The 16,853-nt window shown below is 65.0% G+C and carries 20 protein-coding genes; 5 read left to right on the top strand and 15 right to left on the bottom strand.

The window, feature by feature from the left end; genetic code table 11:
• Positions 1–850: 850 nt before the first annotated feature.
• The 3 genes from RCH10_RS05835 to RCH10_RS05845 form a co-directional block, all read right to left on the bottom strand.
• Positions 851–1,411 (bottom strand): DUF4124 domain-containing protein, encoded by a 561-nt coding sequence (locus tag RCH10_RS05835; RefSeq protein ID WP_409051652.1) that lies wholly within the window; start codon positions 1,409–1,411, stop codon positions 851–853.
• A gap of 15 nt (positions 1,412–1,426) precedes the next feature.
• A complete protein-coding gene (locus tag RCH10_RS05840; protein ID WP_409051653.1) occupies positions 1,427–2,899 on the bottom strand; it encodes a flavin-containing monooxygenase in 1,473 nt (490 codons plus the stop codon).
• A gap of 96 nt (positions 2,900–2,995) precedes the next feature.
• Positions 2,996–3,439 carry a hypothetical protein gene (locus RCH10_RS05845; protein ID WP_323500792.1) on the bottom strand — a complete coding sequence of 148 codons (444 nt, stop codon included), beginning with the start codon at positions 3,437–3,439 and terminating at the stop codon, positions 2,996–2,998.
• Positions 3,440–3,700: 261 nt separating this feature from the next.
• On the opposite strand from RCH10_RS05845, the gene RCH10_RS05850 reads away from it, so the two are divergent.
• Together RCH10_RS05850 and RCH10_RS05855 are read left to right on the top strand one after the other, a co-directional pair.
• Entirely contained in the window at positions 3,701–3,895 is a 195-nt protein-coding gene (locus RCH10_RS05850) for a hypothetical protein (RefSeq protein WP_187052933.1), read from the top strand.
• 9 nt (positions 3,896–3,904) lie between these two features.
• Positions 3,905–4,066: a hypothetical protein gene (locus RCH10_RS05855; protein ID WP_323497942.1), complete on the top strand. Its 162-nt coding sequence runs from the start codon at positions 3,905–3,907 to the stop codon at positions 4,064–4,066.
• A gap of 36 nt (positions 4,067–4,102) precedes the next feature.
• Here RCH10_RS05855 and RCH10_RS05860 read toward each other — a convergent pair whose 3' ends face one another.
• From RCH10_RS05860 to RCH10_RS05890, 7 genes are all read right to left on the bottom strand, one after another.
• Complete coding sequence (locus tag RCH10_RS05860) at positions 4,103–5,089, bottom strand: ABC transporter substrate-binding protein (protein ID WP_409051703.1); 987 nt, start codon at positions 5,087–5,089, stop codon at positions 4,103–4,105.
• A gap of 140 nt (positions 5,090–5,229) precedes the next feature.
• On the bottom strand, positions 5,230–6,387 hold the full coding sequence (locus tag RCH10_RS05865; protein WP_409051654.1) for an NAD(P)/FAD-dependent oxidoreductase: 1,158 nt from the start codon (positions 6,385–6,387) through the stop codon (positions 5,230–5,232).
• Positions 6,384–7,781, bottom strand: coding sequence for an FAD-dependent oxidoreductase (locus tag RCH10_RS05870; protein WP_409051655.1), 1,398 nt, complete (start codon positions 7,779–7,781; stop codon positions 6,384–6,386). Before RCH10_RS05870 ends, RCH10_RS05865 begins: the two co-directional genes overlap by 4 nt.
• On the bottom strand, positions 7,778–8,095 hold the full coding sequence (locus RCH10_RS05875; protein ID WP_409051656.1) for a (2Fe-2S)-binding protein: 318 nt from the start codon (positions 8,093–8,095) through the stop codon (positions 7,778–7,780). The genes RCH10_RS05870 and RCH10_RS05875 overlap by 4 nt, the downstream gene beginning before the upstream one ends.
• Before the next feature lie 2 nt (positions 8,096–8,097).
• Positions 8,098–8,892: an ABC transporter permease gene (locus RCH10_RS05880; RefSeq protein ID WP_323500796.1), complete on the bottom strand. Its 795-nt coding sequence runs from the start codon at positions 8,890–8,892 to the stop codon at positions 8,098–8,100.
• Positions 8,893–8,910: 18 nt separating this feature from the next.
• The gene (locus tag RCH10_RS05885; protein ID WP_409051704.1) at positions 8,911–9,780 is read right to left on the bottom strand and encodes an ABC transporter permease; all 870 of its coding nucleotides are present in this window, start codon (positions 9,778–9,780) and stop codon (positions 8,911–8,913) included.
• Between the two features lie 8 nt (positions 9,781–9,788).
• Positions 9,789–10,871 carry an ABC transporter ATP-binding protein gene (locus RCH10_RS05890; RefSeq protein ID WP_409051657.1) on the bottom strand — a complete coding sequence of 361 codons (1,083 nt, stop codon included), beginning with the start codon at positions 10,869–10,871 and terminating at the stop codon, positions 9,789–9,791.
• Between the two features lie 170 nt (positions 10,872–11,041).
• Between RCH10_RS05890 and RCH10_RS05895 the strand changes: the two genes are divergently transcribed.
• The 3 genes from RCH10_RS05895 (at position 11,042) to RCH10_RS05905 (ending at position 14,441) form a co-directional block, all read left to right on the top strand.
• A complete protein-coding gene (locus RCH10_RS05895; RefSeq protein WP_187052941.1) occupies positions 11,042–11,860 on the top strand; it encodes an IclR family transcriptional regulator in 819 nt (272 codons plus the stop codon).
• Between the two features lie 72 nt (positions 11,861–11,932).
• Positions 11,933–13,474 carry an aldehyde dehydrogenase family protein gene (locus RCH10_RS05900; protein ID WP_409051658.1) on the top strand — a complete coding sequence of 514 codons (1,542 nt, stop codon included), beginning with the start codon at positions 11,933–11,935 and terminating at the stop codon, positions 13,472–13,474.
• Positions 13,475–13,478: 4 nt separating this feature from the next.
• A complete protein-coding gene (locus RCH10_RS05905) occupies positions 13,479–14,441 on the top strand; it encodes a 2-hydroxyacid dehydrogenase (protein ID WP_409051659.1) in 963 nt (320 codons plus the stop codon).
• On the opposite strand, the gene RCH10_RS05910 is transcribed toward RCH10_RS05905, so the two are convergent.
• From RCH10_RS05910 to RCH10_RS05930, 5 genes are all read right to left on the bottom strand, one after another.
• Positions 14,435–14,752: a hypothetical protein gene (locus RCH10_RS05910; RefSeq protein ID WP_409051660.1), complete on the bottom strand. Its 318-nt coding sequence runs from the start codon at positions 14,750–14,752 to the stop codon at positions 14,435–14,437. The two genes, RCH10_RS05905 and RCH10_RS05910, sit on opposite strands and share 7 nt — an antisense overlap.
• 77 nt (positions 14,753–14,829) lie before the next feature.
• Complete coding sequence (locus RCH10_RS05915; protein WP_409051661.1) at positions 14,830–15,780, bottom strand: hypothetical protein; 951 nt, start codon at positions 15,778–15,780, stop codon at positions 14,830–14,832.
• 66 nt (positions 15,781–15,846) lie between these two features.
• A complete protein-coding gene (locus RCH10_RS05920; protein ID WP_323500803.1) occupies positions 15,847–16,107 on the bottom strand; it encodes a hypothetical protein in 261 nt (86 codons plus the stop codon).
• A 115-nt stretch (positions 16,108–16,222) separates the two neighbouring features.
• Positions 16,223–16,378 carry a hypothetical protein gene (locus RCH10_RS05925; RefSeq protein ID WP_323497953.1) on the bottom strand — a complete coding sequence of 52 codons (156 nt, stop codon included), beginning with the start codon at positions 16,376–16,378 and terminating at the stop codon, positions 16,223–16,225.
• Positions 16,375–16,767 (bottom strand): hypothetical protein, encoded by a 393-nt coding sequence (locus RCH10_RS05930; RefSeq protein WP_409051662.1) that lies wholly within the window; start codon positions 16,765–16,767, stop codon positions 16,375–16,377. Before RCH10_RS05930 ends, RCH10_RS05925 begins: the two co-directional genes overlap by 4 nt.
• Positions 16,768–16,853 lie beyond the last annotated feature (86 nt).

Below are 16,853 nucleotides of genomic sequence, written 5' to 3' on the forward strand. Positions count from 1 at the left end.
CTGTGCATGGCTGCGATGTGCGGATTTCACGCTTTCGCAAAGTAGGTAACAAAACGCGTGTCGGCGATGCTTTTTGCCAACGTCGCAGACAACGTTTTGCACGGCAGGACCGGGGGCCTGGCCTGAGCAACAGGACCGATCGGTGCATGGAGCGCGCGCGTTATCGGCGTTTTCGCGCGCAGTCGATCAATGGGACGTCTTGCCTTCGACAATATCAGCGCGCCAGACGACCACTGCACCGTGGCTGCACCTCAATGGCAGCCCTCGAACGGGCTGGCCGGATCGCAGGCGACGGTTCCCACCGGTCTGCTCGTTGGGAGCACCGCGACAGCGTGATGCTGCACACCCTGGCATCTCCCGTCCGCAATATCGGCAGGGTCGCAGGTGCATTCGCCGGAACCCACGCGCGCGCCTTTCATGACGCCCGATCCTCTCGGAAAAGCGCAGTGCGCGACCCGCGCCGCGCAGTACCACGCAACCTTTTCTCCACCTTTTCGAACCGCCTCGGAGGCGGGTCCCGGATCGCATGAATTCGATGCGCACCGGGCGTCGCGTGCGCCCCATTCGCTCATGGGCCCAGGGTCGGCACCTGCCGCCAAGCAGATACCCCCCAATGGAATCTTGCCGGGAAACAGCGTGTCCGCTTGCGAGGCACCTCCGGCCAGCCACAGAAGCAGCGCAAAAACAGCAGTCGTGAAACGCATGGTCGTCCTCGTATCCATGACAGACGTCACGGTCAAGAAAAGTCTCGCGTTTTCGCAGCCTTAGCGAAATATCTCGAAGGGCGACCATGGGCCCGCTACTCGATCTATCCCCTGGTCAATTTGGCTAAATGGTCATCGGCCACCGTTCATCGGCAGACGACCGTCGTGCCCACAGGCTGGCACCTCTGGCCGTTGAGACCTTGATAGCTCTGCAGTTTGCCGTTCGGGTTGTAGCGATTGCCGAGCGTGTCGTTGCAGCCGCCGGCATCGCACGAGCGGAGTTGCGGTCGCATGTCTTGCGGCGGGCCGGGTTGGCGGTACCTGCTGTCGGGATACGCGTAAGGGTATGGATATGGCGTGCCCGCGCTGTCGTCCGCGTATTCAGCGGCACGACGTTGGCGTTCCAGCGCGCGTCGCTCTGCTTCGGCACGTTCTTCGGCGAAGCGATCGGCCGGTGGCGATTGCGGCGTTCGCGTTGCCGATGGCGGCACGGACGATGACGGCGGCCGCTCCGGCGGAGCCAGCCGCGGGTCGGTGGCCTCGGGGCCCATCACCTGTTCTGCGCTGCGCGTATCGGCCGGACACTTCTGATCGGTGTAGCTCACGTTGCCGGCACTATCGACGCAACGAATGACCTGGGCGTGCGCCGCTCCGCATGCCAGGGCGCCGGCGTTCAGACAGAGCGCTAAGACGAAGAGGTGTCGCATGGGCTTCCATTGTCCTCAGTTCGAGCGCGGAGTGAATTGCGTGAATCGCATCACACCATCGTCGACGGCACCGAAGCGCATCGCCACCCTGTCGCTCAGGTAGTTCTGGTTCAGCTTGAATGGCCGGGTCACGCCCTGCCGAGGCAACTGGCCAGCGGCACGCTCAAAGTAGCCCGATGAAAAATCGGTCCATGGACGCAGGGTCGCGTCGGGAGCCAGCGCGGGAACCAAGCACTGTCGTGCGCCGGTCTTTCGCATGTGATTGAGCAACCTGCAAACGTAGCGCGCGGTGAGGTCCGCCTTGAGCGTCCACGACGCGTTGGTGTAGCCGAAAGTGTTGGCCATGTTGGGGACGCCGGTCAACATAAGACCCTTGTAGTTGACACTGCGCGAAGGCTCCACACGCTGGCCGTCCACATACAAGGCGGTGTTGCCCAGCACCGCCAGCTTCAGTCCGGTAGCCGTCACGATGATGTCGGCATCGAGCAAGGCGCCCGACGCGAGGCGCAAACCGGTCTCGGTGAAGGACGCGATGCGGTCTGTCATCACGGAGGCTCGCCCGGACTTGATCGCTTCGAAAAAATCACCATCGGGCACGAGGCACAGGCGCTGCTCCCAAGGGTTGTAGCGCGGCGTGAAGTGGGTGGCGATGTCGACGCCCGGCCCGAGCGCCCGGTGCACCCCACCGAGCAACAGCTTGCGCATGCGCTGCGGACGGTGCTTGCAGAGGGCGACCACGAACTGGCTCAAAAGCACGTTCTTCCAGCGCGCAATGCCGAGCGCCACACGCTGAGGCAAGTAGCGCCGCAGCCGGACGTCCAGTGCGTCGACCGACGGACGCGCCGCCATCCAGGTCGGAGAGCGCTGCAGCATCGTCACGTGCGCTGCCTTGTCAGCCATGGCCGGCACCAGCGTCACGGCGGTGGCGCCACTGCCGATCACCACCACGCGCTTGCCCGCACAGTCCAGATCGGCAGGCCAGTGCTGCGGATGCACGATCCGCCCTTTGAAGCGGGCCTCACCGGGGAACTCGGGCCGGTAACCTTGGGCGTAATCGTAGTAGCCACTGCACATGAAAAGGAAGCCGCAGCGAATGGACAACGCGTTACCCCCTGCAGCGCGGCCAACTTCCACACGCCACTCCGACTTGGACGAGGACCATTCCGCGCGCAGCACCTTGTGGCCGAAGCGAACCTTGCTGTCGATGCCATGCTCTTGCATGGTGTCGCGCAGATAGTCGAGGATGGCGGGCCCTTGCGCTATGGCTTTGGCATCGGTCCACGGACGGAACGAGAAGCCGAGTGTGTGCATGTCGGAATCGGAGCGCACGCCGGGATAGCGAAACAGATCCCATGTGCCGCCGCTCGAGGGCCGCGCCTCCAAGATTGCAAAGCTCCGGTCGGGGCAGTGCTTCTGCAGGTGGTACGCCGCGCTGATGCCGGAAATGCCGGCACCCGCGATCAATACGTCAACGAATTCATCCGCCATCGAGTGTCCTTTTCAGGTCGTCCGCGGCCGAGTTTCACGCGAAGCTGGCGAAGGGCGCAATCAGGTCGATCACCGCCCTCGTGGCGGAGCACCGCCTCAGGAAGCGCAGCTCAACTTCAGCGCCTCGATACGACCGCCGAAACCCAGCTTGCGCACCAGGCCGCCTTCACGGCTGTTGGCTGGAAAGTCCACCACGCGGTCCTTGAACATCGCGTGCTCGTAGACCTGCAGCGTCGCTTTGGGGCCGACCGACACACTGTCGATTTCGCGCTTGAGCGCGCGTGCGGTGCCTTTGTCCATGCTCTCGGCTTCCGCCGGCCCGACGAGGGTGACCATGTCGCCTTCGAAGTTGCGCTGCGAGTAGAACTGCGCCCAGCAGCCGGACTGTAATGCCGGATCGGTGATCTGCACCGGCACCAGCAGGATCGTCGGATCCGGGCTGTTTACCGCGGTTGTCGTGGTCGACGGCGCGGTGCTGCAAGCACCGAGGGCCAATGCGAACGTGAGCGCGATGGCTGAAGCGAAGGGAGTGGTTTTCATGGGGTGCGCAACGGTGTGAAAGTAAGAAACACGGAGGTTAGACGCCCTCCCGTGCAGTCGCCACGGAAGCGCAGGCCGTGACCCTGTAGGCGCACTTCTTCAGCGCCGTCAGGGTGGCGTCGCACCGCCACACCCTCTTGTTGAAGGACGTTTTCAAGTCGGTCGCGTCAGAAAGCGCACTAAGTCACGATCGAAAACAAATGTTTCCTCACAACCTTTTGCGAGCCCCACTTGCGTCCGAATGTAACTAAAATGGATTACATGAACGACGATACAGATACCAATTTCGGCTGGTGGACCGACAAGCCGGAACGAGCCACCCGCACCGCGGCGCTGGAGCGAAGCCGGCGCGAATACCGCAACAGCGGCGGCTCGCGCGTGTGGCTGCACGCGGGGCTGGTGATCGCATTGATGGTCGCTTTTGGCGTGTCGATCGTTTCTCTGGCAACCCGCTGATCGAACCCCATGGCCAACCAAAAAAACACTCGCTCCGGCAACGACACAGGCTTTGCCGATTTGAGCAAGGCCGATGGAACCGGAGATCCCGCGCGCCGCGTATCGTGGCTGTGGATCGCGGCGGCGGTCGTCGCAGTCCTCGTCATTCTGGCCGTGGTCGTCCTTCGCTGAACCGCCCTATCGCTCGGCCGCTGAACTCCCAACCGCTCAACGCTCGATCGTCTTGTTCCAGCGCGCGTTCCAAGAGGGACGGTTCGCGTTGATGCTTTCCCAGTCAACTGTGATCGCAGTCTTCATGTAGCCGTTGATTGCAGCGACCTGCCCCACCCCTTCGCCAACGGCCGGCGCCTTCGGATTGGTCGGGATCTGGCTGCCGTACTGCAGCACATTCGCTTGAGCCAGCGGCGACAACAGGAACTCGGCGAGCTTTTGTGCGAGTTCGGGCTCGCTGTTGTTGGCGATCACGCACTGGCCGACCATCAACACGACAGAGCCTTCTTTCGGGTTCGCGTACTCGACCGGAATGCCCTTTACCTTGAGCGCGGCCACGGCGGTTGGCGTCAGCGGAAAGATAGCCGCTTCATTCGTCTGCACCATCTCGGAAATCTTGGCCGAGCTCGGGATGTACTCCAGCACGTTCGGCCCGATGGTCGTGGGCCAGGCCTTGAAGCCAGGCTCGACGTTCTTGTCGTTGCCACCCTGGATGCGGTTGAACATCAGAAAGCCGTGCAGTCCGAACGACGATGCCGACACCGACTGGAACACGACCTTGCCCTTGAACTTGGGGTCGGCCAGGTCCATCCACGAGGTCGGCGCGGCCCAGCCCTTTTCCTTGAACATCTTCGCGTTGTAGGCGAGGCCCGTCACGCCCAGGCTCACGCCGCTGGCCATGTCGTCCTTGAAGCGCGCGGCCGGATAGATGTCGTTGAGCGCAGCACTCGGGCGCTGCTTTTCGCAGAGACCCATGCCGATGGCGCGCACCATGATGCCGTCGTCCAGGAACATCACGTGCATCTGCGGCTTGTCCTTGTTGGCCTGCGCCTTGGCCAGGATGTCCGACGAGGTGCCCGGCACCACGACGACCTTCGCGCCGTAGAGTTTTTCGAAGGCAGGGAAGACGTACTGCGAATACGCCTTCTCCATCGTGCCGCCGTTCATGCCGATGTAGATCGTCTTGGTCTGGGCGTTTGCCATGCCGCACGCGGCAAGGGCGGCGACCGCGGTCACGGTGAAGAGGGCGCGGCGCGACGCGATGGGCTGTTGGGTGGAGCGGATGGAGCGGAACATGGGCTTTCCTTTCGAGGGTGGGGACGAGGAACGGGAAACGAAATGACTTACGAGGCAAGCGCCGGCGTTGCTTCCGGCAAGGATGAAAAACGGTCGACCGCGAAGGCACCGATGGGTGTGCGGGTGCGGCCGTCGCGCGCCAGATCGGCGAGCACCTCGCCGACGGCCGGTCCGATCTGGAAGCCACCGCCGGAAAAGCCGAAACCATGGAACAGACCCGGCGTCGTGCGACTCGGGCCGATCACCGGCTGACGGTCGGGCAGATAGCCTTCGATGCCGCCCCACGTGCGAATGAAGTGAGCATTGCGCAACATCGGCAGCAGCTCGATTGCCTGCTTCGAAAGCAGGGCGATGGTGTCGCGATCCGAGCGCGAGCGGTCGGCATCGAGCAGGCGACCCGGACCGCCGCCCAGCACCAGATTGCCCCGCGCGACCTGGCGGCAATACACACCGCCACCTTCCACGCCAAGGCTCCACTGCATGAAAAACGGCAACGGCTCGGTGACGGCCATGGCGGGGCTGCGCGAAACCATCGGCACCACATCGCCGAACTGTTCAGCGATGGTGATGGCCCACGCGCCAGCGCAGTTGAGCAGGACCGGCGCCTCGACGTGGATCGCGTTGCCTGATTCCAGATTCAAAGCCCGCAGATGAAAGCGCTGGCCGTCGTGCGCGATCTCATCGACGCGCGTGCGCTCATGGACTACCGCACCGGCGCGCCGCGCGGCCATCGCGAAGGCGGGCGACACCAGCCGCGGATTGGCCTGGCCGTCTTCGGCGCAGAGCGATCCGCCGACCGCCTTGCCGCCGAGCCACGGACACTGCACACGAAGCGTGGCGCCCGACAAGATTTCAATGCCGAGATCGAAATCGCGCGCCCTGTCGCGATAGCTTTCGAGCGCTGCCAGGTCGGCCTCGCTGCGTGCGATCTTGAAGTGGCCGGAGCGCAGGTATTCGCCATCGGTGCCGATGAGTTCGGGCAAGCGCCCCCACATTTCGTGCGCGCGCTGTGCCAACGGCAACTGGCTGAGCGGCCGACCCTGGCGGCGCACGCCACCATAGTTGATGCCGCTCGACCGCGAGCCGCACAGGTCACGCTCCAGCAGCAACACGCCAAGCCCCATGCGGCGCAAAGCGAGCGCGGCCGAACTGCCGACGATGCCGCCGCCGACGATGGCCACATCGGTGGCGTTGCGCTGCGTCATGCGCTGGCTCCTTCGCTCGCTACATGCATCAGGTGAATCGGGATCGGCTTGATGGGTGCCTGCCCACGCAGGCGACCGACCAGTTGCAGCGGCTTGCCGACGGCGTGCGCAAGAATTTCCGCCGCCGCCACGCCGCACATGCGACCCTGGCAACGACCCATGCCGACTCGGCTCAAGGCCTTGAGGCGATTGAGTTCATCGGCACCGCTGTCATGGATGGTCTGGCGCAGCTCGCCTGCCGTCACGTTCTCGCAGCGGCACACCACGAGCTCGTCAGGTGCGTGCGCTGCCCAATCTTGTGGAAACGGAAAGGCGCGTTCGAGGCCCTCGCGAAAACGCGACAGCTTTGCAAGCTTGCGCTCGAGTTTTCGCGCACGGTCGGCGTCGATGTGCACGCCTTGGTCGGCGAGCAGTGACAGCGCTGCGAGTTCACCGGCCCACTCTGCGGCATCGGCGCCCATGATGCCGGCGCCATCGCCCGCCAGGTACACGCCGGCCACGCTGGAGCGGCCCACCGCATCGCGCTCGGGCAGGTGTGCCCGCTGCGTCGGTGCGAAGGCGAAGCGGCAGCCGAGCAGGTCTGCCAATTGCGTCTCGGAGCGCAGCGCGTAGCCGAAGCCGATGGCGTCGCAATCGAGCGTGTGCTCGCGGCCGTCTTGCTCCCACACGACAGCGCTCGTGCGCTGGTCGCCAAGCACGCGCACGGGCCGCACGCCGCTGTGCAACGCCACGCCATGCGCACGCAACCAGCCGACGTAGTACACGCCCTTCATGAAGACAGCAGGCTGCGTCAGCAAGGCCGGGACCGCGGCCAGTTGGTCGGCGAAGCGCGCGGTGTCGAGCACCGCCGCCACGTCGACACCCGCCTTCGCGTACTGGTACGCCACCAGATACAACAACGGCCCGGTGCCCATGAACACCACGCGGGAGCCTATCGTGCAACCCTGAAATTTGAGCGCCACCTGCGCACCACCGAGCGTGTACACGCCGGGCAAGGTCCATCCCGGCACGGGCAGCACACGGTCGGTCGCACCTGACGCGACGATGAGCAGGCGATAGGGCACGGTGTGCGTGGTTTGCGTCGGTCCGTGCAGCACGTCGAGCCGCCCGTCCTGCACGTTCCAGACCAGGCTGTCGGGTTGGTAGTCGATTGCATCGACCACGGCATCGATCGCGCCATGCAGCGCTGTCGCGCGGGACGCTTCCATGCCGTAGAGCGATTCAGGCGCACGCTTGAAGTGCACCGGCGGGCGGCGATAGATCTGGCCGCCGGCGCGAGATGCTTCATCAATGAGCACGGGCCTGATGCCGTAGCCGGCCAGCGTCTGCGCGGCACGGATGCCGGCCGGTCCGGCGCCGACGATCACCGGCAGCAACGCGAGGGTCGTCTTCATGCAAGCGCTCCATCCGTAGCGCCTGATCTGCCTGTAGTGAGCGCCATGCCCGACTCGATGAACGTAGAGCAGGCACGCAGCCGCGCGCCATCGGCCGTCTCGACCCAGCAGTCCTGACATGCACCCATCATGCAGAAGCCGGCCCGCGCCTCACCGCTGAACTCGTTGCGCCGCAGCCGGCCGACCTGCGTGAGCATGGCCGTCAGCACCGTGTCGCCTACCAGCGCGCTCGCGGCCACACCGTCGATGCTGAAGGCCACGGCTTCGCGATCTTGTTCAGCGACGCGGCGCAGCAGGGGTTGGGATGAAGACATGGCTAGCGGCGCCCCACCAGCACGCGGTCGAGCCCATACACGCGGTCGAGCAGGATCATCGCGACAGCAGTCACCGCCACCATCAGTGCCGACACCGCTGCCATCAGCGGATCGATCGATTCGGTCGCGTACATGTACATGCGCACCGGCAAGGTCACGGTGCTGGGCGAGGTGACGAAGATCGACATCGTCACTTCGTCGAAGCTGTTGATGAACGCCAGCATCCAGCCACCCGTCACGCCCGGCAGGATCATCGGCAGCGTGATGCGCGTGAAGACGGTGGCTTGCGTCGCACCGAGCGACAGTGCCGCCTGTTCGGCGCTGCGGTCGAAGCCGACGAGCGCCGCGACGACCAGCCGCAGCGTGTACGGCGTGACGATCAACGCATGCGCCATCACCAGAAAGCCGAAGCTGCCGGTGCCGCCGACCAGCGCGAAGAGGCGCAGCAATGCCACGCCGAGCACCAGATGCGGAATGATCAGCGGCGACAAGAACAGCGCGTTGAGGAAGTCGCGCCCCGGAAATTCATAGCGCGTGATCGCCATGCCCGCGGGCACCGCCAGCAACGTCGCGATGGTGGCCGACGCCAGCGCCAGCCACAGGCTGTTCCAGAACGACTGCATGAAGTCCGGGTGCGCGAACACCGCGCGAAACCACCGCAGCGAGAACTCGGTCGTCGGCAGCGTGAGCGTGTTTTCGGGCGTGAAGGCGACGACGCACACCACCACCAGCGGCGCCAGCATGAAGGCGATGACCAGCGCGTTGAACGCGAGGGCGAAGGGTCCGTTCTTGGTCATGAGCGCGTGGAGTTCATATCAGCCCAAGGACTTCTTGTACCGGCCTTCGACCAGCCGGTTGTAGCTCAGCATGACCACCAGGTTGGCGACCAGCAGCACCAACGCGACGGCGGCGCCGAGTGGCCAGTTGAGTTCGTGCAGGTACTCGTCGTAGACGACCGTCGCGACCATCTTCAGCCGGCGCCCGCCGAGCAGACCAGGGATCGCGAAGGAACTGGCAGACAACCCGAACACGATCAGGCTCCCCGACAGGATGCCCGGCATCACCTGTGGCAGCACGATGCGGCGCAGTGTGGTGAAGGGCGACGCCTTGAGCGACAGCGCAGCGTTTTCGACGCCCGGATCCAGCTTCTGCAGCGAGGTCCACACCGGGATGACCATGAAGGGCAGCATCACGTGCACCAGCGCGATGACGACCGCCGTCTCCGTGTAGAGCATCTTGATAGGCCCGATGCCGACAAGGCCGAGCAACCCGTTCACCAGGCCTTCGGGGCCGAGCAGCATGCTCCAGGCGAACGCGCGCACCACGACCGACACGAGCAGCGGCGCCAGCACCACCAGCAGCAGGACCGAGCGCCACGGGTTGCGCATGCGGCTGAGCACGTAGGCTTCCGGCGTGCCGATCGCCACGCAGATCAGCGCCACCAGCCCGGAAATCCAGAAGGTGCGCCAGAAGATGCCGTAGTAATAGCTGTCGGTAAAAATCAGTGCGTAGTGCTCCAGCGTGAACTCGCCGGCCTTCGGTCCAGTGACCGGGTCGTAGACGTTGAACGACAGCACCGCGGTGAGCACCAGCGGCACCACGAGCAGCGCGGCGAACAGCAGCAGCGCCGGGCCCGACAGCCACCACGGCGTGGCTTTGCTGCGCCCCTTGTTCGGCAGGCTCATCGTCTGGCTCACGCTGCGACCTCGGCGACCACCGTTTCGTCATCGGCCGGCAGCAGCCGCGTGCAGTGGTCCGGCCAGTCGACAGCGGCGCGCGCGCCCTCTTCCAATGCGTCGCGGCCATCGTTCGGGCACAGCACCATCAGGTCACCGATGGGCGTGGCGACGCGATAGAGCCATTGGCTGCCGAGAAAGAAGCGCTCGCCGACTTCGCCATCGAGACGGCCGCTGCCCGACGCCACCAGTTGCAGCTTTTCCGGACGCACGCTGAGCAGAACGGACGCACCGGCGCGGAACCCGGCGTCGGCCACATCGACGCTCAATGTGCCGATCCGCACGGTTTGCCTCGGGCTGTCGCCGCTGATTCGGCCTTCAAGCAGGTTGGCCTTGCCGACGAAAGTCGAGATGAAGCGCGTGCGCGGATGCTCGTAGACGTTGTGCGGATGGTCGATCTGCGTGGCGCGGCCGCCTTCCATGACGACGACGCGATCGCTGATCGACATCGCTTCGCTCTGGTCGTGCGTGACCATGACGGTGGTGGTGCCGACCTTGCGCTGGATCTGGCGCAGTTCGAACTGCATTTCTTCACGCAACTTCGCGTCGAGGTTAGACAGCGGCTCGTCGAGCAGCAGGACAGGCGGTTCGATCACCAGGGCACGCGCCAGCGCCACGCGCTGCCGTTGTCCGCCGGACAACTCGCGCGGGTACTTGTCGGCATGCGCTTCGAGATGGACCAGGCCCAGCGCATCGCGAACCCGCTCGCGCCTTTCGGCCTTCGGCAATTTGCGCATCTCCAGCCCGAAGCTGACGTTGTCGCGCACCGTCATGTGCGGAAAGAGCGCGTAAGTCTGGAACACGATGCCGAGGCCGCGCGTGTTGGCCTTGGCATGGGTGATGTCGCGGCCGTCGAGTTCGATGCGGCCTTGCGTCACCGCCTCGAAGCCGGCGACCATCTGGAGCGTGGTGGTCTTGCCGCAACCGGACGGTCCGAGCAGCGAGACGAACTCGCCCTTCTCGACCGACAGGTTCATCGAAGACACGGCGCAGGTATCGCCGTAGAACTTGGTGACGCCCGTGAGTTGCAGGAAAGACATGCCGACCTCTTTTTCATCTACTTCCACCGTCGTGGCGGAAGTCAGGCAATCTATTGCAAGGAATGCGCCCTGAGCGCTCGGGTATTCCATAGAATAGAATCTTTCTTTTATTTATTCCATTAAATGGAATAAATAAAGCATTAAAAGATAAGACTATTCCGCGCAACGACATGACAGAACCCATAGCCTCGACGGCTGCAGTGCCTAGGCTGTTTTCGGTGATCCGCGCGCTCACCGAAGTGCACCCGGATGGGGGCCGCGTGACCCAGATCGCGCGCAGCGTCGGGCTGACCCAGGCCACGGCGCACCGTTTGCTGCAGTCGCTGGTCGCAGAGGGCATCGTCGAGCAAGACGCGCGCAGCAAGCTGTATCGGCTCGGCATCGAGTTCTTTGCGATGGCGGCGCACGCCGGCAATCCGGGCGACCTTCGCACGCTGTGCCGACCTGCCCTGTTGCGCCTGTGCGCAAGCCTCGGCGACAGCATCTTTCTGCTGGCACGCAGCAACTTCGACGCGATCTGCCTGGATCGAAGCGAAGGGCCGTTTCCCATTCGCTCTTTTTCCGGCGACATCGGTGGGCGCGTGGCACTCGGCGTCGGCCAGGGCGCGATGGCCATCCTTGCGTTCTTGCCCGAGGCTGAGCGTGAAGAAGTCATCCGCTTCAACCTGTCGCGGCTGCGCGAGTACGGCATCCACGACGAGGTCTATCTGCGCACCGAGATCGATCGCGTTCGGCAAGCCGGTTTCGCCGCTCGCAACGCAGGGCTGCTCGACGGCATGGCCGGTGTCGCGGTGCCGATCCTCGATCGCGAAGGCCGCGCCGTCGCCGCGCTGGCCGTCGGCACGATCGCCGACCGACTGAATGCCGACCGCTTGCCGACCGTGGTCGAACTGCTCAAGCGCGAGGCGGTCGCGATCGGGCCGAAGATCAATCCGTTCGATCCCACCCTGCGCCGGCCCTCGCAGATCCTGGCCAATGCGTCTGCTTGATGTCGCGAATGCAGCCGATGCGCCTTTCTCACGTGTCTTCGTCCTCCACCTATGCCTCCACTTTTTGACGCCATGACCCAAGCCCAAAGCTCCCCTGCATCCGCTCTTTCCGAAGAAGTCGCAGCCCTGCTGGAGCGTCTCGGCGTGCCGCGCGCCGCAACCGTCGGCGGCGATCTGCCGGCACGTTCGCCCGTTACCGGCGAGACCATCGCCGCGGTCACGCAAAGCTCGTCAGCCGAGGCGACTGCCGCCATCGGGCGCGCCCACGCGGCGTTCCTCGAATGGCGCAAGGTGCCGGCACCGCGCCGCGGTGAACTGGTCCGCCTGCTGGGCGAAGAACTGCGCGTGGCCAAGGCCGATCTCGGGCGGCTCGTGACCATCGAGGTCGGCAAGGTGCCGTCCGAAGGGGCGGGCGAAGTGCAGGAAATGATCGACATCTGCGACTTCGCGGTCGGCCTGTCGCGCCAGCTCTACGGCCTGACGATCGCCACCGAGCGAGCGCAGCACCGCATGATGGAAACGTGGCATCCGCTGGGTGTCTGCGGCGTCATTTCCGCCTTCAACTTTCCTGTGGCCGTGTGGTCGTGGAACGCAGCTCTGGCGCTGGTATGCGGTGATTCGGTGGTGTGGAAGCCTTCGGAGAAAACCCCGCTGACCGCGCTGGCCGTGCATGCCATCGCGCAGCGCGCGCTCGCACGCTTCGGTGACGCACCTGCCGGCCTGCTCGAGTTGCTGATCGGGCAGCGCGACATCGGCGAGACACTGGTCGAAGATGCGCGCGTGGCGGTGCTTTCCGCCACCGGCTCGACCGCCATGGGGCGCCAGGTCGGTCCACGCGTGGCCGCCCGATTCGCTCGCGCCATCCTCGAACTCGGCGGCAACAACGCCGCCATCGTCGCGCCTTCCGCCGACCTCGACCTCACGCTGCGCGGCGTCGCTTTTTCGGCCATGGGCACGGCCGGCCAGCGCTGCACTTCGCTGCGCCGCCTGTTCGTGCACGACAGCATCTACGACGCCTTCGTGCCGCGCCTGGCCAAGGTGTATGCAAGCGTGCAGGTCGGCGACCCGCGCGAGCCCGGCACGCTGGTCGGTCCGCTGATCGACGCTGCGGCCTTTGCCGGCATGCAGACCGCGCTGCACGAGAGCCGCGCTGCCGGCGCCACCGTACATGGCGGCGAGCGCGTGACGGTCATCGGCAGCGCCGACGCTTTTTATGCGCGGCCTGCGTTGGTCGAGTTGAAAGCACACGAAGGCGCGGTGCTGCGCGAAACGTTCGCGCCGATCCTCTACGTGGTGCGCTACGAAAACATGTACGAGGCCATTGCCTGGCACAACGCGGTCGGCGCCGGCCTGTCGTCTTCCATCTTCACGCTCGACATGCGCGAGGCCGAGCGCTTCATGTCGAGCGCCGGTTCCGACTGCGGCATCGCCAACGTCAACATCGGACCGAGCGGTGCCGAAATCGGCGGCGCTTTCGGCGGTGAAAAGGAAACCGGTGGCGGCCGCGAGGCCGGCGGCGACAGCTGGAAGGCGTACATGCGGCGTGCCACCAACACGATCAACTATTCGACCGAATTGCCGCTCGCGCAGGGCGTGACCTTCGACATCGGCTGAGCCCATGGCAGCAGGTTACGAAGCGAATCGCGTCCTCGTCGTCAAGTCCGGCGGCGAAGCAGCGGTAGCCGAATGGCGCAGGCACTTTCAAGCCGTTGCGCCGCACATCGACGTGCGCTGGTGGGACGACGCATCGGTGTCGCCGGAGCAAGTCGACTACGCGCTGGTCTGGGAGCCGGAGCCGGGCCGCCTGGCTGCGATGCCCAAGCTGCGGCTGGCGCTCAGTAGCGCCGCCGGCGTCGAGCACATCACCGCCGACCCTGCCTGGCCACGCCACTTGCCGCTGCTCCGCGCTGCCACGCCCGAGGCCTCGCAGCGCATGAGCGAATACGTTTGCATGGCCGTGCTGGCGTTGCTGCGCGACTTGAAGCGCATGGTGCGGCAGCAGGCAGAGCATCGATGGGACATGTTTGCGACCGAGCGCACCGCGACCGACACCTGCGTCGGCATCCTCGGGCTCGGCGCGATGGGCGCGCACTCGGCGCAAATGGTGCGGGGGTTGGGCTTCGAGGTGATCGGCTGGTCACGCAGCCGCAAGGTGCTCGACGGCATCGAATGCCATGCGGGTGAAGATGAGCTGCCAGCCTTTCTCGAGCGCTGCGATGTGCTGGTCTGCCTGCTGCCGGCGACGCCCGAAACCGAAGGCATCCTCAGCGCGAAAACGTTCGCCCTGTTGCCCAAGGGTGCGGGCTTGGTGCATGTCGGCCGCGGGTCGCATCTGCGCTACGACGATCTGGCCGCGGCGCTCGATGCGTCGCACCTGTGCGGCGCCTTCATCGACGTGTTCGAAGAGGAGCCGTTGCGATCAGACCATCCGGCCTGGGCGCACGAAAAAATCTTCGTCACGCCGCATGTCGGCGCCATGGCTTCACGGCGCGCACGCGCTGTTTTCTTTGCGAAGCAGATTGCGAAGTTCGAGCGGGGAGAGACGCCCGATGGGCTGTACGAGCCAGTCCGGGGCTACTGAAAAACAGTCCGGCGCCGGTATGCGGCCACACAGCGCCAGACGAACCAGAGCAGCGCCACGTTCAGGCAGACACCGCCCACCACGAAGAAGCCGGCGCGTTCGGCAAAGCCGGGGGCTTGGTCCAGTGTCAACAGCACCAGCGACCACGGCAGGGCGCAAAGAATCGCAGCGCTCAGCAACCAGCTTTCTTCGTTCGGCGTCAGCAGTGCAGCAACCACCAGCACGCCGGCCAGTGCCGTGACAGTGACGCCGAGAGCCACGGTCAGCCACCAGTTACGACGCTGCCAAAAGGGTGATTGCGCAAGAACCATGAACAGAATTCTGCCCCGCGCTGCATGCCGTGTCTGCGTAATTTGACACGTCTGGACGGAGTTGCGTGCGAGCGTTTTCAGGGCACCACAGTTTTGCCGGCAGCCGCATGGGCAACGGCGTCGCCGGGCCGCTTCGCCTCTGCGTTTTCGGCGTTCTGCGCGTCTCTTGCTTCCTTCAGTCGCCGCAGTTCCTGCATCTCCTGCTCGGTATGCTCCAGCACCGGCTCTGCCACGAAAAAGACGTTGGCGATGTCGGAACTGGTCAAGAACAGGAAGCTCAGGCCGGCATCCAACTCGGCCGGCGGGATGTCTTGCACGGCGATCGCTTCCATCGAGCCCGCGTCACCGATCCTGATGTGCCCCTTCTTCGGGTACCGGAGCACCAGCTGGCTGATCGTTCCGTCGGTCTTGACGAAAAAATCCTCGACCACGCCGGTGTAGGTGAGCACGGCTCCGCTCGTGTCGCTGGACTTGGTCAACACGTTGGCCCGGACCCGCTTCGCCTTCTTCGAGCCGCCTGCATGACGCCGCCCCTCGTTGAGCGAATACATCCAGCGATGGCGCGCGAAGCGCCGCATCGCCCGCAGTTGCATGACCATGCCGGCGGCCAGCCCGAGCAGCGCGCCGGTCACGGTGACGACGAAGAAATACGCCGTGATCTGGACAGCGTTGTCGTCAACCATCTTGCTGGTGGAAGCGAGCGTGCCGCGAATGGCCGACGACGTCTGCGGCGTGTCGCTTAGCCGGGGCGGCGCCGGCAGGCTGTCGATGCGCAGCAGCGGAATGAACTCGTCGAGCGCGACACAGCGGGCACCGAGGATTTCAGACCGGCACAGCCAGCCATTGATGGCGACATACCAGCCAGCGTGCACGAGAAAAGCCACGCCGACGACGATTGCGAGCTGCCCGAGCGGGCTGATGGGCGTCGCCTCGCGCGTGACCTGGTCGGGCAGATAGAACCCGAAGAAGAACGCGAAGCCCGGCAACAGAAGCACGACGACAACGACGGTTGCCCAGGCAAGGGACATGAGCAGAGGCCGGGTGCGGAGGCTAAAAGGAAACGGGGCGCGCGAGCCGGTCGAAAAGCTGGACGGCTAGACCGGTGCGACTGCCATCGCGCCGGCCACCGTTGCGGCCGAGCCAGCCATCGCAAGCGGCACGTCGAGCACTCGCGAGCGAAGTGCTGCCTGGCTTTTGCGCGCTGCTAGCAGCTCGTCGATTTCCTTGATGACCTGTGGCAGCCTCACGCTGTCGCGCCCCGGGCGGGCCATCACCTCGGACACGATCTCGCTGCTGCCGGCATAGCCGATCAACAGGTCGAAAACTTCGTCGTCGGTGTCAGTGAGAAATCTCATCGAATGCGCTCCCCGGTTCGTACATGCCCGGAATGTAGAGCCTCGGGCGCATGAGTTCAAGAGCGCTGTTTGTGGTGCGCTCGGCGTCGCCTCATGGATTCAGAGCTTTAGAGCTTTAGAGCTTTTTCTTGACGAAGCCGGCCGCGTTTTCGTCAGCGCCGGGCTCACCCTCGTCCGAGTGAGGATTCGTCGGATCCTCGTCCGTCGGGAACTCCGGCTGCACGGGGAGCTGCGCCGGATCGTCTTCGGAAGGCACTTTGGGCATGTTCATTTGAGGGGGCTCCTTTGTTGCGACAGGTCCGACCCAGTCGGCGTGACGGGGGTCTTCGGCGCCATTGGCGCTACAGGCCGTGGGTCGGTCGAAGCGGGTCCGACGTACTGCTGCGGCGGCGGTTCCGCGCTCGACGCGGCGCCGCACACGCGCTGCACGTCGCGCCAGGCCAGTTCGACGCGGCGCGGTTCGCGAACCGGCGCGCCGTTGGCTGCCTGGTAGTTGCTATTGGCCTGCTCGCAGGACAAGGCGGGCCCTGCCGCTGGCGCGGGTTGCGCGGTGGCCGGCTGCACCATCGCGATAAAGAGCAGACCGCCGAGCAGTGAGCCTGGTGCAAAGATGCAGCGCCAATGCTGCCTGGAGATAGAAGAATAAGGAGAAGAAGACACAACGCACACGGTAAGCCCGACACGCCAGCGGGCATGTAAGGAGATCGCTTTTCCTCGACATCGGGGCACTCGGTCCTGCAGCCGCA

It is taken from the genome of Variovorax sp. GrIS 2.14 (genome assembly GCF_046115955.1).
In the GTDB taxonomy this organism is placed as follows: domain Bacteria; phylum Pseudomonadota; class Gammaproteobacteria; order Burkholderiales; family Burkholderiaceae_C; genus Variovorax.